Source organism: Blastomonas aquatica, assembly GCF_014639875.1.
Classification (GTDB): Bacteria; Pseudomonadota; Alphaproteobacteria; order Sphingomonadales; family Sphingomonadaceae; genus Blastomonas; species Blastomonas aquatica.
The window spans coordinates 432,322-457,113 of record NZ_BMGD01000003.1 but is presented as its reverse complement, the minus strand read 5'-3'; the positions used below and the strand labels follow the sequence as shown (position 1 = coordinate 457,113).

At 63.6% G+C, this 24,792-nt stretch carries 21 protein-coding genes and 1 pseudogene; 13 read left to right on the top strand and 9 right to left on the bottom strand.

Annotated features, from left to right (window positions below; translation table 11 throughout):
• Positions 1–47 precede the first annotated feature (47 nt).
• The 5 genes from IEW00_RS10170 to IEW00_RS10150 form a co-directional block, all read right to left on the bottom strand.
• Positions 48–2,033 (bottom strand): transglycosylase domain-containing protein, encoded by a 1,986-nt coding sequence (locus tag IEW00_RS10170; RefSeq protein WP_373282633.1) that lies wholly within the window; start codon positions 2,031–2,033, stop codon positions 48–50.
• A 154-nt stretch (positions 2,034–2,187) separates the two neighbouring features.
• Positions 2,188–2,505, bottom strand: coding sequence for a HepT-like ribonuclease domain-containing protein (locus IEW00_RS10165; RefSeq protein ID WP_229736950.1), 318 nt, complete (start codon positions 2,503–2,505; stop codon positions 2,188–2,190).
• 10 nt (positions 2,506–2,515) lie between these two features.
• A complete protein-coding gene (locus IEW00_RS10160; RefSeq protein WP_188514272.1) occupies positions 2,516–2,812 on the bottom strand; it encodes a nucleotidyltransferase family protein in 297 nt (98 codons plus the stop codon).
• Between the two features lie 16 nt (positions 2,813–2,828).
• A complete protein-coding gene (gene cobS, locus IEW00_RS10155; RefSeq protein ID WP_188514271.1) occupies positions 2,829–3,821 on the bottom strand; it encodes a cobaltochelatase subunit CobS in 993 nt (330 codons plus the stop codon).
• Between the two features lie 55 nt (positions 3,822–3,876).
• Positions 3,877–4,539: a J domain-containing protein gene (locus tag IEW00_RS10150; RefSeq protein ID WP_188514270.1), complete on the bottom strand. Its 663-nt coding sequence runs from the start codon at positions 4,537–4,539 to the stop codon at positions 3,877–3,879.
• A 54-nt stretch (positions 4,540–4,593) separates the two neighbouring features.
• Here IEW00_RS10150 and IEW00_RS10145 point away from each other — a divergent pair, with 54 nt between their 5' ends.
• Together IEW00_RS10145 and IEW00_RS10140 are read left to right on the top strand one after the other, a co-directional pair.
• Complete coding sequence (locus tag IEW00_RS10145) at positions 4,594–4,878, top strand: BolA family protein (protein ID WP_188514269.1); 285 nt, start codon at positions 4,594–4,596, stop codon at positions 4,876–4,878.
• A 33-nt stretch (positions 4,879–4,911) separates the two neighbouring features.
• The gene (locus IEW00_RS10140) at positions 4,912–5,805 is read left to right on the top strand and encodes an alpha/beta fold hydrolase (RefSeq protein ID WP_188514268.1); all 894 of its coding nucleotides are present in this window, start codon (positions 4,912–4,914) and stop codon (positions 5,803–5,805) included.
• Here IEW00_RS10140 and IEW00_RS10135 read toward each other — a convergent pair whose 3' ends face one another.
• The gene (locus IEW00_RS10135; protein WP_188514267.1) at positions 5,806–6,942 is read right to left on the bottom strand and encodes a hypothetical protein; all 1,137 of its coding nucleotides are present in this window, start codon (positions 6,940–6,942) and stop codon (positions 5,806–5,808) included.
• 260 nt (positions 6,943–7,202) lie between these two features.
• Between IEW00_RS10135 and IEW00_RS10130 the strand changes: the two genes are divergently transcribed.
• A complete protein-coding gene (locus IEW00_RS10130; RefSeq protein WP_229736948.1) occupies positions 7,203–9,704 on the top strand; it encodes a TonB-dependent receptor domain-containing protein in 2,502 nt (833 codons plus the stop codon).
• A 109-nt stretch (positions 9,705–9,813) separates the two neighbouring features.
• On the opposite strand, the gene IEW00_RS10125 is transcribed toward IEW00_RS10130, so the two are convergent.
• Complete coding sequence (locus tag IEW00_RS10125; protein ID WP_188514266.1) at positions 9,814–10,869, bottom strand: DUF2332 domain-containing protein; 1,056 nt, start codon at positions 10,867–10,869, stop codon at positions 9,814–9,816.
• Positions 10,870–10,907: 38 nt separating this feature from the next.
• Between IEW00_RS10125 and hisG the strand changes: the two genes are divergently transcribed.
• From hisG to asd, 8 genes are all read left to right on the top strand, one after another.
• A complete protein-coding gene (gene hisG / locus IEW00_RS10120; RefSeq protein WP_188514265.1) occupies positions 10,908–11,573 on the top strand; it encodes an ATP phosphoribosyltransferase in 666 nt (221 codons plus the stop codon).
• Positions 11,570–12,859, top strand: a complete 1,290-nt coding sequence (gene hisD, locus IEW00_RS10115; protein ID WP_188514264.1) for a histidinol dehydrogenase — start codon at positions 11,570–11,572, stop codon at positions 12,857–12,859. Before hisG ends, hisD begins: the two co-directional genes overlap by 4 nt.
• Before the next feature lie 10 nt (positions 12,860–12,869).
• Entirely contained in the window at positions 12,870–13,316 is a 447-nt protein-coding gene (nusB, locus tag IEW00_RS10110) for a transcription antitermination factor NusB (protein WP_188514263.1), read from the top strand.
• A 231-nt stretch (positions 13,317–13,547) separates the two neighbouring features.
• A complete protein-coding gene (thiL, locus tag IEW00_RS10105; RefSeq protein WP_188514262.1) occupies positions 13,548–14,471 on the top strand; it encodes a thiamine-phosphate kinase in 924 nt (307 codons plus the stop codon).
• Between the two features lie 159 nt (positions 14,472–14,630).
• A complete protein-coding gene (locus IEW00_RS10100; RefSeq protein WP_188514261.1) occupies positions 14,631–16,763 on the top strand; it encodes a sodium-translocating pyrophosphatase in 2,133 nt (710 codons plus the stop codon).
• 221 nt (positions 16,764–16,984) lie between these two features.
• Positions 16,985–18,175 (top strand): GNAT family N-acetyltransferase, encoded by a 1,191-nt coding sequence (locus IEW00_RS10095; RefSeq protein ID WP_188514260.1) that lies wholly within the window; start codon positions 16,985–16,987, stop codon positions 18,173–18,175.
• Positions 18,168–19,055 (top strand): cupin-like domain-containing protein, encoded by an 888-nt coding sequence (locus IEW00_RS10090; protein ID WP_188514591.1) that lies wholly within the window; start codon positions 18,168–18,170, stop codon positions 19,053–19,055. Before IEW00_RS10095 ends, IEW00_RS10090 begins: the two co-directional genes overlap by 8 nt.
• 145 nt (positions 19,056–19,200) lie before the next feature.
• Positions 19,201–20,052 (top strand): archaetidylserine decarboxylase, encoded by an 852-nt coding sequence (asd, locus tag IEW00_RS10085; protein WP_188514259.1) that lies wholly within the window; start codon positions 19,201–19,203, stop codon positions 20,050–20,052.
• A 15-nt stretch (positions 20,053–20,067) separates the two neighbouring features.
• Here asd and IEW00_RS10080 read toward each other — a convergent pair whose 3' ends face one another.
• Complete coding sequence (locus tag IEW00_RS10080; RefSeq protein WP_188514258.1) at positions 20,068–20,688, bottom strand: GNAT family N-acetyltransferase; 621 nt, start codon at positions 20,686–20,688, stop codon at positions 20,068–20,070.
• Positions 20,689–20,886: 198 nt separating this feature from the next.
• On the opposite strand from IEW00_RS10080, the gene IEW00_RS10075 reads away from it, so the two are divergent.
• Positions 20,887–23,262, top strand: coding sequence for a thiamine pyrophosphate-binding protein (locus IEW00_RS10075; RefSeq protein WP_188514257.1), 2,376 nt, complete (start codon positions 20,887–20,889; stop codon positions 23,260–23,262).
• A 13-nt stretch (positions 23,263–23,275) separates the two neighbouring features.
• On the top strand, positions 23,276–24,280 hold the full coding sequence (locus tag IEW00_RS10070; protein WP_188514256.1) for an XdhC family protein: 1,005 nt from the start codon (positions 23,276–23,278) through the stop codon (positions 24,278–24,280).
• Between the two features lie 17 nt (positions 24,281–24,297).
• Here IEW00_RS10070 and IEW00_RS17505 read toward each other — a convergent pair.
• Positions 24,298–24,789 (bottom strand): annotated as a pseudogene (locus tag IEW00_RS17505) (nucleotidyltransferase family protein); the annotation flags it as partial.
• Positions 24,790–24,792 lie beyond the last annotated feature (3 nt).

Sequence of the window (24,792 nt, the reverse complement as noted above, 5' to 3'; positions counted from 1 at the left end):
TGAACACCCGGGCCAGCGATGTCAAGCAGCCTGCCTATGCCAGCCAGCTATTGCGCGGGCGGAGCGGGAGGCTCGGGCCTGCGCCTCTCAACCTGCGCGCCGTTGCCATCGACGGTGACCGCGACCGGCGCGCCACCGACATCGCCCGAAATCGTCAGGCCATCGGGAGTGACGCGCACGTTCGCGCCGCCGACCTGCGCATCGATCTGGCTATCGATCAACGGACCGATCACGGGATCAGAGTCGATCTCTTCGGGCGGAGCGGCAGGCGCAACACGTCTTGGCGGAACGGCACCGCGCACCGCCTCGCCCATGAACTGCCGCCAGATCCGCGCGGGCAGACCGCCCCCGCGGATCCCCTGCATCGGGCTGTTGTCGTCGTTACCGATCCACACTCCGACCACCAGATCGCCGGCATAGCCGACGAACAGCGCATCGCGGTTGTCCTGGCTGGTGCCGGTCTTGCCGAAATTGGGCACCGAAAGGCTCGCCGCGCGGCCGGTGCCGCGATTGACCGCTGAGCGCAGCATGTCCTGCATCTGCTCGTGCACCCGCGACGAATAGCGGTCCGGGCCATCGACCAGCCATTCGAACCAGCCCTGCTCCTCGCGCTGAAAGGCGTGCGGAACCACCGGCCACTGGTTGCCCGCGACCCCAGCAAACGCTGCAGTCAGCTCGATCAGGCTGGCGCTCGCGCTGCCCAACGCCAGGCTCGGATCGCCCTCGGTGAACGGGCCCTTGAGACCAAGTTGCGTCGCCTGCTTGATCACCTTTTCGCTGCCCAGTTGCTGGAACAGCCGGACGGCGGCAACGTTGCTCGAGTGGATGAACGCTTCTTCAAGGCTGATCGTGCCGCGATACCTGTCACCTGCATTGCGCGGACGATAGGTTCCGGTGGTGATCGGACTGTCATCGACCAGCGTCTCGGGCTCCATGCCTGCCTCAAGTGCCGCCAGATAGACAAACAGCTTGAAGGTCGAACCCGGCTGTCGCCGTGCCTGGGTGGCGCGATTGAAAGGCGAGTCCTTGTGGTTTTTGCCGCCGACCATGGCGACAACCTCGCCATTGCTGCGCATCGCGACCAAAGCCACCTGCGCCTTGCCCAGCCCTGCGCGCGCGACGATGCGCTCGGCGGCGCGCTGCAGCCGTGAATCCAGAGTCGTGGTGAGTTCGAGCCGGGCGTGCGACATCTCGGTAAGCGCGCGCGCCTGTGGCATCGCCCAGTCGGCGAAATAGGTGCCGTTGGCGATCTTGGGGCGTTCGTGGACGTCCAGCCGGGGCTGGGGCAGCGCATCGGCCTCGGCCCGCGTCATGAAGCCCGCATTGACCATCGCGGTGCGCACCATCGCAGCGCGACGGCTCGCCCCCTTCCAGTTGCGCGTCGGCGCAAAGCGCGACGGCGCCTGCACCAATCCAGCGAGCAGGATCGCCTGTTCGGGCTTGAGCCGTTCGGGCTGGCGATCGAAATAATGCAAGCTTGCCGCGCGCAGCCCGTACACATTGTCGCCGAAATAGGCGTTGGAGAGATACCGCCCCAGGATCTCGTCCTTGGTCAGCCAAGCCTCGAGCCAGAACGCGATCAGCATCTCGCGCAACTTGCGCGTCAGGCTGCGTTCGGGGGTGAGGAAGCTGATCTTGGCGAGTTGCTGGGTGATCGTGCTTCCGCCCTGAGTGCCGCTGTCGCCCGACACGTTGGCCCACAAAGCGCGCGCCAGCCCGCGCGGGTCGATGCCCCAGTGCGAATAGAACCGCCGGTCTTCGATCGCCAGGAACGCCTGCACGACATGGCTCGGCAGGCGGTCGACCACCACCGGCTCCTCGACCACCGCCCCGCTGCGCGCGATCGGCGTGCCATCGGCGGCGAGCAGGGTGATCTCGGGCGGGGCGATCGGCTGGAGCGATTTGGAAAGGGGCGCGGTGATCGCGAGCCAGACAAGCAGGATCAAGAATAGCACGAACCCGGCTGCGAAGATCCTCTTGCCCCACCACCAGCGCGTGCGCGGCGGCTTGATAACGGCAGGCTCGGCGGGGATGGCCGCAGGCTCAAGCCACGGATTGCGCGCCTCGCCCAGACCAAGCGAAGCCGCACCAGCGTCAGCGCCGCCAAAGCGCCCTGCTCCGAATCGGAATTTTTTCAACACGGCTGGTGTGTTATATCAATATGACAGCCGATGCCAGCAATGGAAATCAATCCAAAGCCGAGCGGCACCAAGCCAACAGCACTGGCAGACTTTCAACAACCGTATTGTAGACGACAGCTTCATCGAGAAAATCGTAGTCGTGCCTCAGTCGATTGCCCAGTCCTCGCACTTGATGAAAGGAGACGTCCGGCGCGATTATGCAGAATCGATGCTCTCCGATTTTGATCGCCGCCTCCGTAACGCGCTGCAGACACCGCTCCACGGCATCGATCGTGATTGGGCTGCGCGCAAAATCGTCAACCGACATGCCCTCAATATAGCTTTGCGCCGCTTCGATATTCTCGACGATGTCGAGAATGCGCAAACGCTCGCGCCTAGAAGACACGAATGCGATCCCGGTCTATCTCCTCCTGCATCCTCGGTTTGCGCGCCGGTTCAGCAACAAGGTCAACCCGTGTACGCAAAATCGACTCTAATCGGTCTGCAATAGCAACAAAGGCAAAACCGCCTATCCGGGCCTCACGGGCAAATCGCGCTGCCAAATCCACATCGGACTGGGGACCTTCCTCACCCCGCGCGGTAGAACCAAACAGCGACAACCGCTCCACGCCAAGCTCCCGGAGCTCGGCCTCGTGCGCTTTTAGTCTCGCAATCGCTGTCGCCTTGTCCATCGCAGCCTCGTTCAAATCACCCCTTGCCGATGATGCTCTCCGGCAGATCCTCGCCGAACACCCGCTGGTAGTATTCCGCGACCAGCATCCGCTCGGCCTCGTCGCACTTGTTGAGGAAGGACAATCGGAAAGCAAAGCCGATGTTGTGGAAGATCGCGGCGTTCTGCGCCCAGCTGATCACGGTGCGCGGGCTCATCACGGTCGAGATATCGCCGTTGACGAAGCCCTGACGGGTCAGGTCGGCCACTTTGACCATGTTCTTGACCACCTTGGGATCGGTCTCACCGACCTTGGAGAGCACGACCTTGGCCTCAGTCTCGGCGGGGAGATAGTTCAAGGTGCACACGATGTTCCAGCGATCCATCTGGCCCTGGTTGATCTGCTGGGTGCCGTGATACAAACCGCTGGTGTCGCCAAGGCCCACGGTGTTGGCGGTGGCGAACAGGCGGAAATACGGGTTCGGGCGGATCACGCGGTTCTGGTCGAGCAGGGTCAATTTGCCCTCGGTCTCGAGGACACGCTGGATCACGAACATCACGTCGGGACGGCCCGCGTCATATTCGTCGAACACCAGAGCGGTCGGCGTCTGCAGCGCCCAGGGCAGCAAGCCCTCGCGGAACTCGGTGACCTGCTTGCCGTCGCGCAGCACGATGGCATCGCGGCCAACCAGATCGATACGGCTAATGTGCGCATCCAGGTTGATGCGGATGCATGGCCAGTTGAGCCGCGCGGCAATCTGCTCGATGTGCGTCGACTTGCCCGTGCCGTGATAGCCTTGCACCATCACGCGGCGGTTGTGGGCGAACCCTGCCAGCACCGCGAGCGTGGTTTCCGGGTCGAACACATAAGAAGGATCCAGATCGGGAACCCGCTCGTCGGCCTCGCTGAACGCGGGGACTTCCATGTCGATGTCGACACCAAACACGTCGCGCGCTTTCACCATCCGGTCGGGGGCATCGAGCAGGGTGCCGTCACGGCTGTCAGGCTGGGTATTGGAAATATCTGTCATGTTGATGTCCGCTAATGTCCGGTCGATTGGAGTGCGCCCCTGCCCGATGGCATGATCAGGCAAACGCAGCAAGTTTGCGCAAGTGCGTATAGGCGGCGATGACCTCCTGCAAGGCTTTCTCGTGGGTTCGGTCGCCGCCGTTTCGGTCCGGGTGATAAGCGCGGACCAGCTTCGAATACGCTTGTCGGATCGTCGTGCGGTCGGCATCGGCCGTCAGACCCAGGGTCTTCAGCGCACTCCGGTCAGCGACGCTCAATCCGCGCTGGGCAGCGGCGCGGTCATTCGCCTGGGCCGCGGCGCGGTCCCTGATGTTCTGGCGAAAGCGAGCGCCGATCGCATCGAGCGGATCGGAAAAGTCGCCCCAACGCGGTGCCTGGCCGGCGCCGGCTGCAAAGGCCCGCGTCTCGCGGTCCCAGCCCGATGTCGGCCGTTGCGCCTCATAGATCTGCTCGGCGGTCATCCCGGCAAAGAAATTGTAACGTTCGTTGAACTCGCGGATGTGCTCAAGGCAGTACCAGCGGTATCGCCCTGGCCCATCGAAGCGCGATCCATGCGCCCGGTTTTCGTCGGGAGGCGCGCGGAACTCACCATCCTCGGGGCATTCGGCCCAATCGCAGCGACGTCCGTTGCCCTCGACCCGGCCATGGAATCGCGCACGACGCCGAGCGGTGCCGCCATCCTTATCCGATCCGTCCCGTTCCGCCAAAACCCCGACCATCCGTTGCTACACGCCGCCTCGTATTGCGGCAAAGAGCAGTTTATATAGGGTGGCATGAACATGAAAACCAAGGGGCCGATGGCCAACGAAATCGAAAACCGGCTGACGGCGGCGCTCTCGCCGACCCAGTTGGAGGTGATCAACGACAGCGCCAAGCACAGCGGCCACGCAGGCGACGATGGCAGCGGCGAATCGCACTTCACGGTGCTGATCGAAAGCACAGCGTTCACCGGTAAATCACGGCTGGAACGCCAGCGGATGGTCAACGGCGCGCTCGGCGACCTGCCGGGGCAGAAGGTCCACGCGATGGCGATCAAGGCGAAGGCTCCGGGCGAATGACCGGCGGTTCCGCGGTTACCGCCTGACCGGGCAATGATCGACTTTCCGCTCACCCGCATCGCGCTGTCCACCGGGGTCGAGCTCGACGTGGCGATCGCCGGTCCGGAAGGCGCGCCGCCGCTGATCCTGTTGCATGGATTCCCCGAATCGCATCGCACCTGGCGCTATGTCATGTCGCATTTTGCCGACCGCTATCGGCTGATCGCGCCCAACCAGCGCGGCTTTGCCGGATCGTCCAAGCCCGAAGGGGTCGAAGCCTATCAGCCCAAGAACATGGTCGCAGACCTGCTGGCGCTGGCCGATCACCTGGGGATCGATACCTTCACCCTGGTCGGGCACGATTGGGGCGGCGCCATCGCCTGGATGGCGGCGCTGGGTCATCCCGATCGGGTCAGGCGCCTGATCATGGCCAATTCCGCGCACCCCTTCACCTACCAGAAGGCGCTGTTCGACGACCCCGACCAGCGCGCCTCGGCGCAGTACATCACCGAAATGCGCCACCCGGATTTCGAGGAAATCGTCGCGCAGATGGGCTGGGACGCCTATTTCGATTCGCGCTTTGCCGAGCCCAGCGCGGTCAGCCGCATCACGCCGGAGGAACGCGCGATCTACCTCGCGCAATGGCAGACGCCGGGCGCATTCACCGCGATGGTCAACTGGTATCGCGCCAGCCCGCTGATCGTCCCGCCGATGGAAGGAGAGGTCGCACGGCCTGCCTATCTTGACCGCCCCTTCCCCCCGGTGACCCAGCCAACGCTGCTGTTCTGGGCGATGGACGATTACGCGCTGCGCCCCTCGTTGCTCGACGGCATCGAAACGCTGGTGCCTGACCTGACGCTTGTCACGGCACCCGGCGGGCATTTCGTGCCGTGGGAGCAGCCGGAGGCGCTGATTGCCGCGATGGAAGAATTCCTGCGCGCGCCATGATCACAGCATTCGGCGCTTCATCACTGGAATGACCAGATGTTCGAGCGCCAGCGCCACCCATGCCAGCGGAGCCCTGCGCCAGAATGGCAGATGCCCGGCGTGAAAAGCCGTGTATTCTATCTCGCTGCGTGCACCGCGCTGTTGCTTGAAATGCCCTGCACCCGCCGACCCGTTCACTCGCAGCCTGTGCGACCGGGCAAAATCCCCCACCAGCCAGGATGCGATCCGGTACAGCCCATCGGCTTGCGGCCTTGAGGTGTCATACCCCAGCATGGGGTTGGTCGCGATCCCGCCGCGCGCGACAATCCCCGCTGCTGCCAGGATCTGCCCATCCCTCTCGCGCGCGACCCGAATGTGGAAAAGCCCGGTCGCCACCGCCATCTGCATCCAGCGCGGGGTGTATTGCGGGTTGAGGGCCGAGTATTTGTGCACGTATAGCATCGCATAAAGCTGGGCGATGCGCGCGGCATCGGCATCCGACAGCCGCTCGACATCTTCCACGATCAGGCCCGACTGCAACAGCTTGCGGCGATCGTTCTTGACGCTGTTGCGGCTCGCCCAGTCCCGTTCGACATCATCGGTCACCCAGATTTGGCGGCTGGGCAGCAACAGCCAGCCATCGGCACGCAGATTTTTCAACAACTCCGGACACGACCAGGGATCGACCGAACGCACCACCAGAAAATGGTTGGGATAACGGCGCGCGAGATCGGCACGCAGATCTGCAATCCCGGCGCCGGTCCACTCGCCATGCAAATTGGTCGACAGCAGCCAGTTGTCGATCTGCACCGCATGGTTGATCCGCAAGGTTCGAAAGAGCCGGTCGGCCAGCCCGATCAATATACTCGCCGGCACACGCAACCATCCCAGATCGACCAGACCCAGTTCTGCCTTGGGATACAGAACATACGCGCTGTGCGGCGCAGCGACATAGCTGCCGCCACAGTCGCCATGGTTGATGACCACGGGTAGGTCATGGCCCGCGTGCCGAACAAGCGTAAGCTCGGCTGTAACATTGGCAATCAGCGAGGGCATGACGCGCGCGGTGACTTCGGAAACGAACTGCGATGCCTCCGGTTCCCCCGCCCTGCGCGTGACAGGCTGGTCGAACTCGGCCGAATCCGGCTGATCGTTCATGTGCGATGCACTCCTGTCGCATCAGTGGCGCTCCCGGGCTAGTGGCCGGGAGACTGAGCGCTCCCCTAGCCGTATTGCGCGAAACATCCGTGACAAGCGAGTTTCGATTGAATGTTGGTGCGCCTACCCCGCCCTGTGCCTGCCAATGGCGCCATGCTTGACCCCCTGCTGGCGCAACCTGCCAAAAAACTGCCCATTCGCCCGGAGCGTCCTGAAATCTTCCTATAACGCTTCCTGTATCCAACAGTTGGGGCCTAACAATGAAATTTCGGACTTTCGGTTTTGCATATTGCTGTTCTGTCATAGCGATCGTCGCGTGCAGTTTCGGTGTACCCGCGGCCGCGCAGGAGGCCGCGCAGGAAGACGAAACGGTGACGGCGTGGGAGGCCAGCCGCACCGTTGATGATGGCGACATGGTCACCACCGGCGTTGCCCGCGGGCGTGACCGCTTAAACAGCGCAACCTCGACCAGCGCGATCAAGGAAAATGTCATCATTCGGCTCGCCCCGCGCTCGATGGCTGAACTGTTCCGCAACATTCCCGGTATCCGCGTCGAGGCTGCGGCAGGCGAAGCGCAGAACAATTATACTGTACGCGGCCTGCCCATGGTGAACGGAGCCAGCAAGTACATCCAGATCCAGGAAGACGGCCTGCCCGTCATGGAATTCGGTGACCTGATGCGCCTGACGCCGGATCTGTTCGTTCGCGCAGATTTCAATGTCGGCCAGGTCGAATCGATCCGTGGCGGCTCTGCTTCGACTTTTGCGTCGAATGCGCCCGGAGGCGTCATCAACCTCATTTCCAAGACCGGCGAAGTCGAGGGCGGCTCGGTCATGGCGACCGTGGGTGTCGACTTTGAAAGCTATCGCACCGATTTCGATTATGGTGGCAGCCTGGGTAACGGCTGGCGTTTCCATGTCGGCGGCTTTTACCGCGAGGGCGAAGGCATCCGCGAAACCGGCTTCAATGCGTCGCGTGGCGGTCAGGTCAAGATGAACGTCACCAAGCAGTTCGATGGCGGCTATATCCGCGTCTATGCCAAGGTGCTCGACGACCGGGTCCCGACCTTCACGGGAACGCCCTTGCTGGTGACTGGAACCAACGACGATCCGTCGTTCGCCGATCCGCGTGGGATCAACAGCCGCACTGATTCGCTGCTGTCGCCCACGCTGCCAGTGGTCCTGACTCTGGGCTCCTCGGGGGATGTGCGGCGCAGGAACTTCAACAATGGCGTAGAGGTTCAGGCCAAGTCCTTGGGCTTCGACGCGCAGTTCGGTCTTGGCGAATGGTCGGTGACCAACCGCTTCCGCTATGCCGACCAGTCGACCCGCAACACCACATTGGTGGTATCCTCCGCAGCGCCCGCGGGCCAGTTTGCAACGCGCTTTGGCGGTGCTGGCGCCAACTACCGCTATGCGGCGGGACCGCGTGCCGGCCAGCTGTTCGATGCCGCCGGTGGCAACGGGCTTGCGGCTCTGGCTTTCTATTCGGACAATGAAGCGCCCGATGTCAGCAACATGACCAACGACCTGCGCATCAGCCGCGTCTGGAACATCGGCGGCGGAGACCTGACGACAACTGCGGGCCTGTATCGATCGAACCAGAAGTTCGTCTCTGATATTGGGTTTGCAACGTTCTTCCAGGATGTCGTGGGCGGCGGCCAGGCGGTTCCGCTCAACCTGACGACCGCAGCGGGTGTCCCGGTCACCGACGCTGGCTACCGCAATTTCGGCGGCCCCGGTGCTGCCGGCAACATCAGGAACAATGATGTCACCTATCAGACGACTGCGCCATTTGCCTCGGTCAACTTTGCCAAGGGCAAGATCGCTGTGGGTGGATCTGTTCGCTGGGACAACAGCCGGGCCACTGGCAACATCATGAACGACAGCGGCGTTCGCAGTTTCGACATGAACGGCGATGGCGTGATTTCGGCACCCGAAACTCTGGTTTCGTTCGTGCCGGTCGGTGTCACGCAGCCGGTGAACTACAGCCACGATTATGTGTCCTATTCGGCCAGCGTGAATTACCGCATCGCAGAACCGTTTGCGATGTTCGCCCGCTATAGCCTGGGGGGAAGAGCTGCGGCGGACAAGATCTTGTTCACCGCTGCGCTGAGCCCAACCACTGGCGCACTGGTCAACAGCGGCGCAGGCGATGACAGCGTGCGCCAGGCAGAGATCGGATTGAAATTCCGCAAGGACGGGCTGGTGCTGAACCTCACCGGCTTCCACGCAAAGACCGATGACACCAACTCGCAGATCCTGACCAACCCCGTGACCGGCCAGCTCGAGCTCAATTCGGTGACACGGGCCTATACAGCCTATGGACTTGAGTTTGAAGGCGGCTTCCGTCGTGGTCCGTTCAGCATCACCGCGCATGCCACGTACACCGAAGCCGAGATCAGCAGCGCAGAAAACCCGGCGCTGGAGGGCAACATCCCGCGCAATCAGCCCAAGCTGCTGTTCGGGCTGACCCCGCAGTTCGACACTGACACGTTTACGGTTGGCGCCAACATCATCGGCGTTACCGACAGCTTCAGCCAGGATGTAAACCTGCTGCGGATGCCCGGCTACACCACTGTCGGCCTGTTCGCGCAGGTCCGTCCGATGGAGCGGGTGGAGCTCAGCATCAATGCCAACAACGTGCTCAACGAACGTGCCATCGCCGGCATTTCGGAAGGTTCGGTGCCGGCATCGGGCGTCGTCATGGCGCGGCCGCTCTATGGCCGATCCGTTTCGGCTTCGGCACGCTTCTTCTTCTGATTACAAACTGCGATTTCATCCCGGTCGCGCCTGAAAGGGCGCGATCGGGTTTATCGTTTGAGATGACAGCGCAAGGCAGGCCTGTACGGCGCTCGGCTCCCCCGCTTCGTTACACCGCTTCACCCAGCCACCACACCCACGCGCCGTGCGCCTGCGCCTCGCCCAGCAGGTGCGGCTCGCCGCCACCCGGCCAATACCGCACCTTGAGTTCGTGACGGAAGGTCGCTCGGTTGGTTTCCAGCGCGATCCACGCGAGCGGTCGTTCCGTTGTCGCCCGCGCGCCCGCTTCGGCCATCGCGGCTTCGATCACAGCCTGCCTTTCGGGCGGAATGTACTGCCAGACGATCGAATGCATCAGCACCCGGGTGACGCCCGCCTCCTGCGGTTCTGCAAGCCGCGCGGTGATCCAGTCGGCAGCGTCGGCCTGGGCCAGATCGACCGCGCGCTCGCGGATCATCGCGATGCCTGCTGCCATCCGCTCGAACCGCGCGTGCGCCTCGGGCCAGATATAGGCGATCAGCCGGTCGGCGGCGGCATCATCGCGCACGTCGATCGGCTGGAGGTCGCACCCGCGCACCTGCGCGATCTGGAAAGGCGTCGCAGATGGCGGCGGGCCCTGCCAGTCGGGGCGGATCGTGCACGGCGCGTCCGCCGGGCCGGAGACCACGCCGCCAAGGTCATAGCCATAACGGTCGATCAGCAGGTTCATCCCCGCGCTCGACCCGATCTCGCCCAATTCGAACACCGCCGTCGTCCGGCTGGCCAGCCAGTGCAGCGCCGCCACGAAGCTCGCCGACCGCCCCGCCTCGTTGGTCTGCGGTGGGCCGTCGAACCATGGCAGCAGTTCGGTATCGTGCGCTGCGACCACCTCAGCGACGATGGCGTCCACGTCTACCTGCTCGGAAACCTCCTGCCGGTAGATCGCGCCCAGCGCCGGGGCCTCCCCCTTACGGAACAGATGGTGCAGCCCGCCCGCCAGCCGCAACGGCATCGCATCGGCGAGCACATCGCCCGGCCAGTTGGCGATCCTGCGCCCGCACGCCGTGTCTCCACGCGCCAACGCGATCAACGCGCGGCAGATTGCCGCGGTCGCTGGGGCGTCGTTGGCCGCCACATGATCCGCCTGCGCCGCGATCTGCCGGTCGATTTCGTCTTGCCGCTCCATATTGCCCTTTGCCCTGCTTGCCCCTACATGCCGCGACCATGGCCGACACGCTGATCTTTGCAATCCCCAAGGGGCGAATCCTCGATGATGCCCTGCCCGTGCTGGCGCGGGTGGGGATCGAGCCTGCACCCGAGTTCCACGATCCCAAGAACCGCTCGCTGCGCTTCCGCACCAACCGCGCGGACATGGACATCATCCGCGTGCGCGCGTTCGATGTAGCGACCTTCGTCGCGCACGGCGCGGCGCAGATCGGTATCGTCGGCTCGGACGTGATCGACGAGTTCGATTATTCGGACCTCTATGCGCCGGTCGACCTCAATTTCGGCCATTGCCGCTTATCGGTGGCAGAGCCCGTCGACGAAGCGGGCGGGCACCAACCGCGCCCGTCGCACATCCGTGTCGCGACCAAATATCCCAACATCACCCGCCGCCATTTCGAACGGCAGGGCGTGCAGGCCGAGTGCGTCAAATTGAACGGCGCGATGGAGCTTGCCCCGTCGCTGGGACTGGCCCGCCAAATCGTCGACCTGGTGGAATCGGGTCGCACTCTCAAGGACAATGGACTGGTGGAAACCGAAGTCATCACGCAGGTATCGGCACGGCTGATCATCAACCGTGCGGCGCTGAAAAAGGACCACGCGCGGCTTGGACCGTTGATGTCCGCTTTCCGCGACCTCGCTGCCGAACAGAGGCAGGCGGCATGACGCTGCGGCTTGCCACAAGCGACAAGGATTTCGCCAATGCGTTCGACCGGCTGGTGCGCGGACGGCGCGAAAGCGATATCGAGGTCAGCCGCGACGTCACCGCGATCATCGCCGATGTGAAGGCGCGCGGCGATGCGGCGCTGATCGAATACACCTCGCGCTTCGATGGCCACAGCCTGGCCGGCGGTGGCTGGAGTATCGGCAAGGACGCATGCGCTGCGGCCTATGCGGCGCTTTCTGACAAGCTGCGCACCGCGCTCGATCTCGCCGCCAGCCGCATCCGCGCCTATCATCAAGCGCAATTGCCCGAAAACCGCGACTATACCGATGCCGCAGGTGTTCGCCTGGGCGCGCGCTGGACTGCGGTAGATGCAGCTGGACTGTATGTCCCCGGAGGCCGCGCGGCGTATCCTTCGTCGCTGCTGATGAACGCGATTCCTGCCAAGGTTGCGGGCGTCGAGCGGCTGGTGGTGGTGACCCCGACCCCCAAGGGCGTGATCAATCCGCTGGTGCTGGCAGCAGCGCATCTGGCGGGCGTGGACGAAATCTGGCGGATCGGCGGCGCGCAGGCCGTTGCCGCGCTTGCCTATGGCACCGAAACAATCCGCGCGGTCGATGTCGTCACCGGGCCCGGCAACGCCTGGGTCGCCGAGGCCAAGCGCCAGCTTTATGGCGTGGTGGGCATCGACATGGTGGCGGGACCATCGGAAATTGTCGTGGTTTCGGACGCCAAGAGCGACCCAGAATGGATCGCCGCCGACCTGCTCAGCCAGTCCGAGCATGACCCGACCAGCCAATCGATCCTGTTCACCGATGACGCGGGCTTTGCCGATATCGTCGCGGATACCGTCGGCGTCCAGCTCGCCCAGCTGTCGACCGAAAAGGTCGCGACCAAGGCGTGGGAAACCAATGGCGCAATCATCGTCGTCGACAGCCTTGAAGATGCGATGCCTCTGGTCAACCGGCTCGCCGCCGAGCACCTCGAGCTCGCGGTCGATGATCCCGAAGCGCTGTTCGCCAAGGTCAAGCACGCCGGGTCGGTGTTCATGGGCCGTCTGACACCCGAGGCTGTCGGCGATTACGTCGCGGGGCCCAACCATGTGCTGCCCACCGGGCGGCGCGCACGCTTTTCTTCGGGTCTGTCGGTGCTCGATTTCATGAAGCGCACCAGCTTTATCGAACTGGGTCGCGAAGGGCTGCTGGCGATCGGCCCGGCGGCCGTGGCGCTCGCCGAGATGGAGGGCCTCCCGGCCCATGCCGATAGCGTCAAACGCCGGCTGACATGATGGAAATGCAATGAACCCCAAGTCCCAATCCCGCTCTGCCGCGCGCCTCGCTGCGGTGCAAGCGCTCTATCAGCACACGATGGAAGAGATTCCCATTCCGCAGCTGCTGCACGAATTCCACACGCACCGGCTGGGCGAGGAAATCGACGACGACCAGTTCGCCGACGCCGATGTCGCGTTCTTCGACGATATCGTCGAGGGTGCTACGGCCCGGCTCGCCGAGATCGACGCGCTGATCGAGGCCAAGCTCGCCTCGGGCTGGTCTCTCGCCCGGCTCGACCGCACACTCCACCAGATCTTGCGCGCAGGCACCTATGAGCTGCTGGCGCGGCCCGATGTACCGGTGGGCAGCGTGATCAACGAATATCTCGATGTCGCACATGCGTTCTTCGATGCCAAGGACACGCGCTTTGCCAACGGCCTGCTCGACGCGATCGCGAAAGATGTGCGGCGGTAATCACGCCCTGCTGCTCTCCGGCAAAAGCCGGAGCCCAGGGGCGGCCTGGCACTGCAATGGAGGTCCCTCCCCCCTTTCCGTTTGTCCCGAGCGAAGTCGAGGGACGTATGCGGTTTCCGTAGCGAAACGTCCCTCGACTTCGCTCGGGAACACGGAACGAGGGGTGCTTGGCGCATATTGTACCGCCACGCAGGATTCCAGCTTTTGCCGGAAAACGGTTATAGAACGCGGATGACCACTGAACCGGCCTTCATCGATCAGCTCCGCAGCATCGCAACCGATCCGGCGGCGCGCGGCTTGGCCGATGATGCAGCGGTGCTGACTGTCGGCAAGCAGGCCCTCGTTTTCACCAAGGACATGCTCGCCGAGGGCGTGCATTTCCTCCCCGATGATCCTCCGTGCGATGTCGCGTGGAAGCTCGTCGCGGTGAATGTTTCCGATCTTGCTGCCAAGGGCGCGACCCCGCTCGCCTGCCTCACCGGGCACACATTGACCGGCGATGCGGCATGGGACAGCGCATTCGTGAAGGGACTGCAAGAGGCGCTGGACCATTACAGCATGATGCTGATCGGCGGCGATACAATCAGCGCGCCTGCAGGCACAGCAAGGGTGCTCTCGCTGACAGCGATCGGCCTGCCCTCGGTGCCAGTGCCACCGCCGCGCGCGGGGGCGCTGGCAAGCGACGGACTGTTCGTCACCGGGACCATCGGCGATGGCTGGGCCGGGTTGCAGCTGCTGCAGGATGGCAGAACCGCGCCACAGTCGTTGATCGCCGCCTATCGCCGCCCCCAGGCGCGGATCGCCGATGGCTGCGCGCTGGCGCAGGTCGCCCATGCGATGATGGATGTTTCCGACGGACTGCTGATCGATGCCGCGCGGATGGCAAGCGCATCTGGCCTTGCGGTGCGGATCGATCTGGCCAAGGTTCCGCTATCGGCGGATTTCGCCGCGACCTTTGGCGCAGATCAGGCAGCAGCACTTTGCGCAGCCACTGGCGGCGACGACTATCAGCTGCTGTTTGCAGCCGATAGCGAGGCGCATCTGCCTGTCGCCGCCTGCCGCGTCGGTGGGTTTGGCGAGGGGTCGGGACTCACCATCAGCTGGAACGGAATGCCGGTCGACCTGCCTAAAAAACTTGGCTGGCAGCACGGCTGAAAACTCCCGGATTTGCGGGGCAAGACCCTCCATTTAATTCAGTTGCGCCCCTGCCAACCCCGCTTATACCTATGCGCAGGGACGCTGACGTTCATGTGAAGGGCGCGGTGATCGCCAACCTGGCCATTTTGGCCGTTCGCTTTTTTGGGGGAGCGACGCATGAATGTTGTCTTGATTGCCATCCTGTGTGGAGTGGTCGCGGTGCTTTATGGTGTCATCACCAGCCGCCAGGTTCTCAGCCAATCACCCGGTAACGCTAGAATGCAGGAGATCGGCGCCGCCATCCAGGAAGGCGCGCAGGCGTATCTTGGTCGTCAATACCGCACCATCGCCATCGTCGGAGTCGTCGTGCTCATTCTCGTCTGGGGATTGCTCGACAAGTTCGGCAACCCGGTCTCGGCGGTCGGCTTCGTGCTCGGTGCGGTGCTTTCGGGTGTCGCCGGCTATATCGGCATGAACATCTCTGTCCGGGCCAACATGCGCACCGCGCAGGCCGCCAGCGTCTCGTTGCAGGCAGGCCTTACCCTCGCCTTCCGCGCGGGTGCAATCACCGGCATGCTGGTCGCAGGCCTGGGGCTGCTCGCGACGGCGGGCTATTTCTATTATCTCTATGCGATCGCAGGTCATGGCCTGAGCAATCCCGAAGACCGCAACATCGTCAACGGCCTGGTGGCATTGGCCTTTGGCGCGTCGCTGATTTCAATCTTCGCGCGACTGGGCGGCGGCATCTTCACCAAGGCAGCCGATGTCGGCGCGGACCTTGTTGGCAAGGTCGAGGCCGGAATCCCCGAGGATGACCCGCGCAATCCCGCCGTCATCGCCGATAACGTCGGCGACAATGTCGGCGATTGCGCGGGCATGGCCGCCGACCTGTTCGAGACCTATGTCGTCACTATCGGCGTCACCATGGTCGCGATCGCGCTGCTGGTGGCGGGTGACGATGCCGCGCTGCTGCCGCTTGTTGGCCTTCCGCTCGGCATCTGCGGCCTGTGCATCATCACCTCGATCATCGGCACCTATTTCGTGCGGCTGGGATCGTCCAACTCAATCATGGGCGCTATGTACAAGGGCTTTGCGGTCACCGCGATCCTATCGGCGATCGGCCTGTATTTCGTCACCGATGCGATCATCGGCATGGGCAGCGCCTATTCGCTCAAACCCGAAGAAGGCGTCGTCACGCAGACGTTTACCGGCATGGACCTGTATCTGACGATGCTGGTCGGGCTGGGCGTCACCGGTCTGATTATCTGGATCACCGAATACTACACCGGCACCAACTACCGCCCGGTGCGCTCGATCGCCAAGGCGTCCGAAACCGGCCATGGCACCAACGTCATCCAGGGTCTGGCGATCAGCCTCGAGGCGACTGCTTTGCCCACATTGCTGATCGTCGTCGCAGTGATCGTCGCGCACCAGCTCGCAGGTGTCGTCGGCATAGCCTTTGCCGCCACCGCAATGCTGGCGCTGGCCGGAATGGTCGTCGCGCTCGACGCTTACGGCCCAGTAACCGACAACGCTGGCGGGATCGCCGAGATGGCGGGGCTCGATGACAGCGTCCGCGAAAAGACCGATGCGCTGGATGCCGTGGGCAACACCACAAAGGCAGTGACCAAAGGCTATGCGATCGGCTCGGCAGGGCTTGCCGCGCTCGTCCTGTTCGGTGCCTACACGACCGACCTCAAGGAGTTCTTCCCTGACGTCCCGGTCGATTTCTCGCTGTCCAACCCGTACGTGATCGTCGGACTGCTGCTTGGGGCGCTATTGCCCTATCTGTTCGGCGCGATGGGCATGACCGCCGTGGGCCGCGCTGCCGGAGCAGTGGTCGAAGAAGTACGCGAGCAGTTCCGCACCAATCCGGGTATCATGCTGGGCACCTCGAAGCCCGATTACGCCCGGACCGTCGATCTGGTCACCAAGGCCGCGATCAAGGAGATGATCATCCCCTCGCTGCTGCCGGTGCTCGCACCGATCGTTGTGTACTACGTAATCACTGCAGTCGCTGGCCAGGCAAACGGCTTTGCCGCGCTCGGCGCACTGTTGCTCGGCGTGATCGTCTCGGGGTTATTCGTCGCGCTCTCGATGACCAGCGGCGGCGGCGCGTGGGACAACGCCAAGAAGTATATCGAGGATGGCCATCACGGCGGCAAGGGATCCGAGGCGCACAAGGCGGCGGTCACCGGTGACACCGTGGGAGATCCATACAAGGACACCGCAGGCCCCGCGGTCAATCCGATGATCAAAATTACCAATATTGTCGCTCTTTTGCTGCTTGCGGCGCTTGCGGCGGGCTAAGGCTTGCGTTAGCCTTATAACCTGAACGACAACTCGCCCCGTCGGCATCTATCCGGCGGGGCTTTTTCTTTGCAGCCCGCTGGCAAAGTCCGTTGCCCCAAAGCCTTAACGGATTAACCACACGACTTAATCTGTTGTTTCGATCTGCCGTCCTATAACATCGCTAACGGTCGGGGACTGCCCCGTACTCGGACAGGACGCGACTGCGCATGGATCAAGGGATGACCATGGGAGCCCCCTCCACCGCGCCTGCGGTGTTGGCGACCTCGCGCTTGGTCATGCTCGATCCGGTGAGCCTCGACGATACCTTCGTTGCAGCCTGGCACCGCCTCGCCGAATGCGCGAGCGAACCTAACGTCTTTCATGCGCCCGAATTCCTTGTTCCGGCGATCAAGCATTGCGACACCCTGCGCCGCGCGCGGTTGCTGACGCTGCAGGTCGATGGCCAGTTGTGCGGCGTGATGCCGCTGGCGGGCGAACACTATTATGGCCGCTGGCTGCTTCCCCATATTCAGAACTGGCGTCACCCCAACTGCTTCCTGGGCACACCCTTGGTGCGGCCAGGGCACGAAACCGCCTTCTGGCAGGCATTGCTCGCCGATCTTGATTGCAAACTGGGTGCCGGCGTGTTCCTCCACCTGCATGGCATAGCCACAGATGGCCCGGTCTATGCCGCGCTCGCGCAGCTGTGCGCCGGGCAGAACCGTACCTGTGCGATCGTGATGGCGCAGGAGCGCGCCATGCTCTCAACGCAGCTTGCCGGACCAGCCTATTACGAACAGGTCGTGCGCAAGAAGAAGCGCAAGGAGCTGGCACGCCTGCGCAACCGGTTGGCCGAGCTTGGCACGATCGAGATCGTCGAGGGCTGTGGGGCCGCAGGTCTGGACGCATGGCTCGGCGAGTTCCTCGCGCTCGAGCGCTCAGGCTGGAAGGGCCGCAACGGTTCGGCGCTGGCGGACATGCGCGAAACCCATGATCTGTTCCTGTCGGCCACCCATGCGGCGCACCAATCCGGCAGGCTCCATGTCACCGCGATGCGGCTCGACGGACGCGCCATTGCAATGCTGGTCAATTTCCTCAGCCCGCCGGGCGGCTTTTCATTCAAAACCGCCTTTGCCGAGGATTACGCCCGCTTTTCCCCCGGCGTACTGCTGCAGATCGACAACCTGGGCATTCTGCGCGATCATGGGCTCGACTGGATGGACAGCTGCGCGGCCGAGGGTCATCCGATGATCGACAGCCTGTGGGCCGAACGCCGCCATGTCGCGCGGGTATCCGTGGCGCTCAAGGGCTATGGTCGCCCTGCGCTGTTCGGTCTGTTCCGCAAGGGCGAACAATTCATGGAGCGTCGCCGTGCCGCTGCCGCCGGCGATCCGCCGCCCTCCCATTGCGTGGAGAATGATGATGACTGATCAGCCCCATCAGGACCATTTTGCAGGCACCCTGACCGGCGCGGTGTTCACCGGCGATGCCAAGGCGCGTTTTGCGCTGTGTTACCCTGAGACACCGCATATGCTCAGCCACTGCCTGTTACAGCACCCGCTGCTCGATCTGGAGGCGCTGGCACAATTGGGCGAATCGCTGCCCGAAAAATCGCTTGAGTATAACCGGGGTGATCTGCCCATCGGTATCCGGCCCGAAGACGTGCCTTCGAACGGCCTGACCATCGGCGAGACGATCCGCAGCATCGACAGCGCCAACAGCTGGTGCGTGCTCAAGAACATCGAGCAGGTGCCCGCCTATCGCGATCTGCTGATGGCGCTGCTGGCCGAGCTTGAGGATGTCACCAGCGTGACCACGGGCGAGATGCTGCGCCCCGAAGGGTTCGTCTTCGTGTCCTCGCCCGGATCGATGACACCCTATCACTTTGATCCCGAGCACAACATCCTGCTGCAACTGCGGGGCAAGAAGACCATGACGGTGTTCCCGGCGGGCGACCCGCGCTTTGCCGCGCCGCAGGCGCACGAGGCCTATCATTCGGGCGACGGCCCACGCAATCTTCCATGGGACGATGGCTTTGCCGCGCACGGCGCTGACTACCGGCTGCAGCCCGGCCAGGCGATCTTCGTCCCTGTGATGGCACCGCATTATGTCCGCAATGGCGACGTGCCCTCGATCTCGCTGTCGATCACATGGCGCTCCGAATGGAGCTATGCCGAGACCGACGCACACGCGATGAACAGCGTGCTGCGAAAACTCGGTCTCAACCCTGCCCCGCCCAAGCGCTATCCCGTGCACAATGCGGTCAAGTCGTTCGGCTATCGTGCGCTTCGCAAGCTCGGACTCGACTGACCCCGGCAATCGGTTCGTCCGAAAACACGCCGTGCAATCCGTCTGAACGGCTGGACCTTGATCGCTTTCTGAGCCAGAGACCCTGAATCATTACCATTGTGCTGATGGTCGCTGGCCCCAGTGACATCGCCGATCAAGGTTCTCAATGTCCGAACGCCTGACCATATTGCTGCAACAGGCCATGCCCAAGCAGCTGCTGACCACTCTGGCGGGGAGAATTGCCGGTGTGCGGGGCGGAACGATGACCGCCAGCCTGATCCGCTGGTTCGTCCAGCGCTACAAGGTCGACATGACCGAGGCCGAAAACCCTGATCTGGCGAGCTATACCAGCTTCAACGACTTCTTCACCCGCCCGCTGAAGCCCGGCATCCGACCCCTGACAACCGCAGATTTCGCTAGCCCGGTCGATGGCGCGATCAGCCAGCTGGGCGCGATCGACGATCACCATATCCTGCAGGCCAAGGGGCATCGCTACACGATCACCGATCTCGTCGGTGGCGATTCAGTGCTCGCAGACCAGTTCCGTCACGGCCATTTCGCCAACCTGTACCTGTCGCCCAGGGATTATCACCGCCTGCACATGCCCTGTGACGGCAGGCTGATGCGTATGATCCACGTTCCCGGTACGCTGTTTTCGGTAAACCCGGTGACCGCGCGCGGTGTCGCCAACCTGTTCGCGCGCAACGAACGCGTGGTGTGCGTGTTTGAATCGCCCGATCATGGCCCATTCGTGATGGTGCTGGTCGGGGCGACGATCGTCGGCAGCATGGCAACCCCGTGGCATGGCGTGATCAATACCCGGCGCTCGGGGAAGATTTCGCAATGGGACTATGCCGATCAGGATATCGTGCTCGCCAAGGGCGAAGAAATGGGGCGGTTTCTGCTCGGCTCGACGGTTGTCATGCTGTTCAGACCGAACACGATCGCCTTCAATCCGGACTGGGCAGCCGAACGCGCGGTTCGGCTGGGCGAAACGATGGGCAACCGTCCAAACTGACAGCGCGCCTGTTGCTCAAAGATATGGCCCAAGAGCCTGGAAGATATCCCTGATGCCCTGCAGCTCGCAGCTTTTGCGCATCGCTTCGATCGCGGGCTGCACTTCGAGCACGTAATCCTGCACGCCGCTGTCCCATTGCCGCAATTGCCCACCGATCGACCGGATGAAACCGATGGCCGCCTGATTTTCCGCGAGCGTCTGGATATCCAGCACCCGCATCTGTTCGGCATGGCAGTTGATCAGCAGTACCGCGGTGAGCATGCGGCCCAGCCCGATTCCGTGATAATCGTCGAGGATCGCCACCGAGAACTCGCCGATCCCTTCGCGGTCGGTGCTGCGGATGGCGTGGACCGCGCCGATCGCCGGGTTGTCCTCGCCGTTCATGTGGATCGCGCCCCAGGCGATGTGATCATGCCCATCGGCATCGACCAGCCGTGCGATCACGCTGTCGGATGGCATCGGCTGGACCGAGAAGAACCGCAGATAGCGGGACTGGGTAGAAAGATGCGCGATGCCCTCTCTCATTTTGGCGGCATCGGTCGACCGGATCGGGCGGATGCATATGTCCTTCCCGTCGGTGGCGGTCGTATGGATGATCTGGTTGATGCTGTCTCCGGAGTGCCCTGCGCCGTCCATTGCGTACCGCCGTTGCTGAAAGCCTAGCCATCTGGTGTCGATCGACACTTACAGAAAGTCGGTCAGACGGCGCAGATGTCAAGGGACAGTCCAAGATCTGTCCTGCACGTTTTCCATGTCTAGCAATATGCGCCATGCAAACGATATAGCAGCTGGAAGCGCGAGCGTGCGCGGGACTATGCAGGGATTGGCGACGCAATGGCACTCATCAACACACCGACGCGCGCCACCGACAGCGCGGCAAGCCCCTCGCGCGCTGAAACCGTCGAGCTGATTACCCAGCTCGAGCAGCGGCTGCGCTGGCTGTCGTCGTGGATGATCCACAACGCAAACACGCTGCGCGACAAGCGCGACGGGCTGAAGGTCGGCGGGCATCAGGCGAGTTGCGCGTCGATGACCGCGATCATGGCTGCGCTCTATTTCCATGCGCTGCGCCCGCAGGACAAGGTGGCGGTCAAGCCGCACGCAGGGCCGGTGCTGCACGCGATCCATTATCTGCTCGACGAACAGACCCGCGAGAAGATGGAACGATTCCGTGGCCTTGGCGGGGTGCAGAGCTATCCCTCGCGCACCAAGGACTCCATTCCGGTGGATTTCTCGACCGGTTCGGTCGGGCTGGGGGTCGCCATCACGGCGTTTTCATCGCTGGTGCAGGACTATCTGATCGCGCACGGCCAGATGGCTGAAGAAAATTCGGGGCGGATGATCGCGCTGATGGGCGATGCCGAGCTCGACGAAGGCAACATCTACGAATGCCTGATCGAAGGCTACAAGCACGATCTGCGAAACTGCTGGTGGGTGGTCGATTACAACCGCCAGTCGCTCGATGCGACCACGGCAGACCGGATGTTCCGTCGTTTCGACGACATCTTTGAAACCTGCGGCTGGCGCGTGGTCACATTGAAGCACGGCAAGCTGCAGCGTGAGGCCTTCACCCGGCCCGGCGGAAAGGCGCTCGAAGACTGGATCGAGACCTGCCCCAATGCCGAGTTTGCCGCGCTCACCTATCTGGGCGGCGCGGCGTGGCGCGAACGGCTGATCCGCGACATCGGCACCAAGCGCGGCGTTGCAGATCTGGTCGGATCGTTCGATGACGATGAGCTTGCCCGGCTGATGACCAATCTGGGCGGGCACTGCATCGAGACCTTGCTCGACGCGTTCGACAGCATGGACGACGAGCGCCCGACGCTGCTGATCGCGTATACCGTCAAGGGTTATGGCCTGCCGCTCGCTGGGCACAAGGACAACCATTCGGGCATGATGAACACCAGCCAGATCGAAAGCCTCCGCGGCGATCTAGGCATCTCTCCGGGTGACGAATGGGGCAAATGGGCAGGCCTCGGCGACAATCTGGCGCATACGCTGCAGGATTTTGTCGATCACAGCCCGATCGCCCGCAAGCAGGCGGAACATGCAGCGCCCGCAATCCCCCTTCCCGACCGGCTGCCTGTCCCCGAAGGTGCCGAGCAATCGACCCAGGCGGCATTCGGCAAGGTGCTCCATGATCTGGCGAAGTCCGATGCACCGCTCGCTGACCGGCTGGTGACGACCGCGCCAGATGTTACCCAGACCACCAATCTGGGCGCGTTCGTCAACCAGCGTGGCTTGTTCCGGCGACAGGAACTCGCCGATATCTTCCAGCAGGCAAAGATTCCCTCGGCGCAGAAATGGATCGGACACCGCGCCGGCCAGCACATCGAGCTTGGGATTGCCGAGAACAACTTCTTCCTCGCGCTGGCGGCGCTGGGGCTTTCCGCGCAGCATTTCGGTACGCGGCTGATCCCGGTGGGCACCGTCTACGATCCCTTCATCGCGCGCGGTCTCGATGCGCTCAATTATGGGTGCTACCAGGATTCGCGCTTCCTGCTGATCGGTACGCCCTCGGGGATCACGCTGGCTGGCGAAGGCGGCGCGCATCAGTCGGTCAACACTCCGCTGATCGGCATGGGCCAGCCGGGTCTCGAAAGCTTCGAACCCGCGTTTGCCGACGAGGTTGCGCTGATGATGGGCTGGGCGTTCGCGCATATGCAGGCGGACGCCGGTAGCTCGGTTTATCTGCGGCTGACGACGCGGGTGATCGAGCAGGTGACCCGCACCGATACGGCTTGGGAAGACGATGCGATCGCGGGCGCTTACTGGCTGCGCGAACCTTCGGGCCAGGCCGACGCGGCAATCGCCTTTTGCGGCGCGGTCGCCCCTGAAGCCATCGCTGCGTGGGAGGCTTTGCGCGACGACATCCCCGGGCTCGGCCTGCTCGCCGTCACATCGCCCGACCGCCTGCACCGCGACTGGTCAGCGCAGCGTGCGGCGCGATGGAACGGCAAGCCGCAAGGGCCCAGTCATATCGAGACCGTACTCGGCGCTCTAAGCCCCGGTGCGGGCCTGGTCACCGTGCTCGATGGGTCACCTTCTGCGCTGTCCTGGCTGGGCGGGGTGCGTGGCCACCGGGTCAGCCCGCTGGGTACCGATCGCTTCGGCCAGACCGGCGACCTGCCCGATCTCTACCGCACCTACCGGCTCGACAGCGAGGCGATCATCGATGCGATGGCTGACCTTTTGCTGCAACGCGGCTGAGGGCTGACCTCAGATGAGCAGCTGGCGGCTAGCAGCCGAAATCGACGATATACGCCAACCGCTGCTGGACCAGCGGCTCCGAACCGATGTGTGCGCGATCGCAACCCTGGTCGAGACGTCCGGCCCTGCACCGCGCGAGATCGGCGCTCAGATGCTGGTCACGCAGGATCAGTTCTGGGGCTTTCTATCGGGTGGCTGCATCGAGGCCGATGTTGCCCGCCACGCGCGTGAAGCGATGGCAGACGGCGCGCCCCGGCTGCTGCGCTATGGCGAGGGCAGCCCGTGGATCGACATCCAACTGGCCTGCGGTTCGGGAATATCGGTGCTGGTCGAGCCGCTCGCGATGTCCGACTCCGCGATTGACATTTTGCTCAAGGGATTTGCCGCACGCACCCCGGTGCTCTGGACCAGTGACGGGCGCACCCGCGAAGCCGTTTCGTCTTCCCGGGCTCCATCGGTGCCATGGGATGGGACGCGCTACTCCAAGCTGTTCGAACCCGCCTTGCGGCTGGTGCTGATCGGCGAGGATGCGTCGGCCCTAGCGAGCGCGGGTCTTGCCGCCCAGATGGCCCTCGACGTCGTGCTGGTCACCCCCAACGGTCCCGAACACGCGCCGTTTGGAGGCATCGGCTACCACCGCACCGCAGCGGTCGATGCGCTCGACGCAATTGCGCTCGATCGCTGGACCGCAGTGGCCGTAATGTCGCACGATCGCGAGGATGACGAGCAGGCATTGGCATATGCGCTCAAGTCCGATGCGTTCTATGTCGGCGCGATCGGCGCGCGCGCGCGGCTGGAGATGCGCCGCGAGCGGCTGCGCCTGCACCAGGTGAGCGACGCCCAGATTGCCCGGCTGCATGCGCCGATCGGGCTTCAGGGCTTCGGCAAGGCCCCGCGCGATATCGCGCTCTCGCTGGTGGCCGAAATCGCACGCGATTTCCACACGCGTTCGATGATGGCGAGGTCTTCGGGCAAATCGATGTCGAGTATCGCGCCGATATCGTCGGTCTTCAGATAGGCGACATCGGCCCTTCGCTTGAGGATATGCGCGGCTCCCTCATCGCCTTCGAGCGACGCCAGATCGCGCACCGCATCGCCCACGAAGCACACCGGATGACCCGGCCGCCCCGCAACGCGCGGACGCGCCGCATAACCACTGTCTTGGGCGAGCCTCGCCAGTTCGCCGCATAACCCGGCGGGCACCAGCGGCATATCGCCAAGAAACACGAACAGGCCCTTGCTGCCCGGCATCAGCGCCGCGCTGCCGGTGCGGATCGATGCGGCCATGCCCTCCTCCCAACCGGGGGTGTGGACAACCCGGCAAGCCAACCCATCGAGCGCATCGATGATGCTGATGTGCTGTTCGCCGGTAGCGACGATGACATCGCCAAAGCCCGCCGCGAGCACCGCCTGCGTCGTTCGGCGGATCACCGGCGCACCATCCAGATCAGCGAGCAGCTTGCCCCCACCAAAGCGCGTCCCCGCGCCTGCTGCCAGCACCAGCGCACCCCAGCCCTCCAGCGTCATGGC

Coding starts and splice junctions, on each gene's coding strand:
- IEW00_RS10160 (WP_188514272.1), bottom strand. CDS start 2,812: ATGGACAAGGCGACAGCGATTGCGAGACTAAAAGCGCACGAGGCCGAG.
- cobS (WP_188514271.1), bottom strand. CDS start 3,821: ATGACAGATATTTCCAATACCCAGCCTGACAGCCGTGACGGCACCCTG.
- IEW00_RS10150 (WP_188514270.1), bottom strand. CDS start 4,539: ATGGTCGGGGTTTTGGCGGAACGGGACGGATCGGATAAGGATGGCGGC.
- IEW00_RS10145 (WP_188514269.1), top strand. CDS start 4,594: ATGAACATGAAAACCAAGGGGCCGATGGCCAACGAAATCGAAAACCGG.
- IEW00_RS10140 (WP_188514268.1), top strand. CDS start 4,912: ATGATCGACTTTCCGCTCACCCGCATCGCGCTGTCCACCGGGGTCGAG.
- IEW00_RS10135 (WP_188514267.1), bottom strand. CDS start 6,942: ATGAACGATCAGCCGGATTCGGCCGAGTTCGACCAGCCTGTCACGCGC.
- IEW00_RS10130 (WP_229736948.1), top strand. CDS start 7,203: ATGAAATTTCGGACTTTCGGTTTTGCATATTGCTGTTCTGTCATAGCG.
- IEW00_RS10125 (WP_188514266.1), bottom strand. CDS start 10,869: ATGGAGCGGCAAGACGAAATCGACCGGCAGATCGCGGCGCAGGCGGAT.
- hisG (WP_188514265.1), top strand. CDS start 10,908: ATGGCCGACACGCTGATCTTTGCAATCCCCAAGGGGCGAATCCTCGAT.
- hisD (WP_188514264.1), top strand. CDS start 11,570: ATGACGCTGCGGCTTGCCACAAGCGACAAGGATTTCGCCAATGCGTTC.
- nusB (WP_188514263.1), top strand. CDS start 12,870: ATGAACCCCAAGTCCCAATCCCGCTCTGCCGCGCGCCTCGCTGCGGTG.
- thiL (WP_188514262.1), top strand. CDS start 13,548: ATGACCACTGAACCGGCCTTCATCGATCAGCTCCGCAGCATCGCAACC.
- IEW00_RS10100 (WP_188514261.1), top strand. CDS start 14,631: ATGAATGTTGTCTTGATTGCCATCCTGTGTGGAGTGGTCGCGGTGCTT.
- IEW00_RS10095 (WP_188514260.1), top strand. CDS start 16,985: ATGACCATGGGAGCCCCCTCCACCGCGCCTGCGGTGTTGGCGACCTCG.
- IEW00_RS10090 (WP_188514591.1), top strand. CDS start 18,168: ATGACTGATCAGCCCCATCAGGACCATTTTGCAGGCACCCTGACCGGC.
- asd (WP_188514259.1), top strand. CDS start 19,201: ATGTCCGAACGCCTGACCATATTGCTGCAACAGGCCATGCCCAAGCAG.
- IEW00_RS10080 (WP_188514258.1), bottom strand. CDS start 20,688: ATGGACGGCGCAGGGCACTCCGGAGACAGCATCAACCAGATCATCCAT.
- IEW00_RS10075 (WP_188514257.1), top strand. CDS start 20,887: ATGGCACTCATCAACACACCGACGCGCGCCACCGACAGCGCGGCAAGC.
- IEW00_RS10070 (WP_188514256.1), top strand. CDS start 23,276: ATGAGCAGCTGGCGGCTAGCAGCCGAAATCGACGATATACGCCAACCG.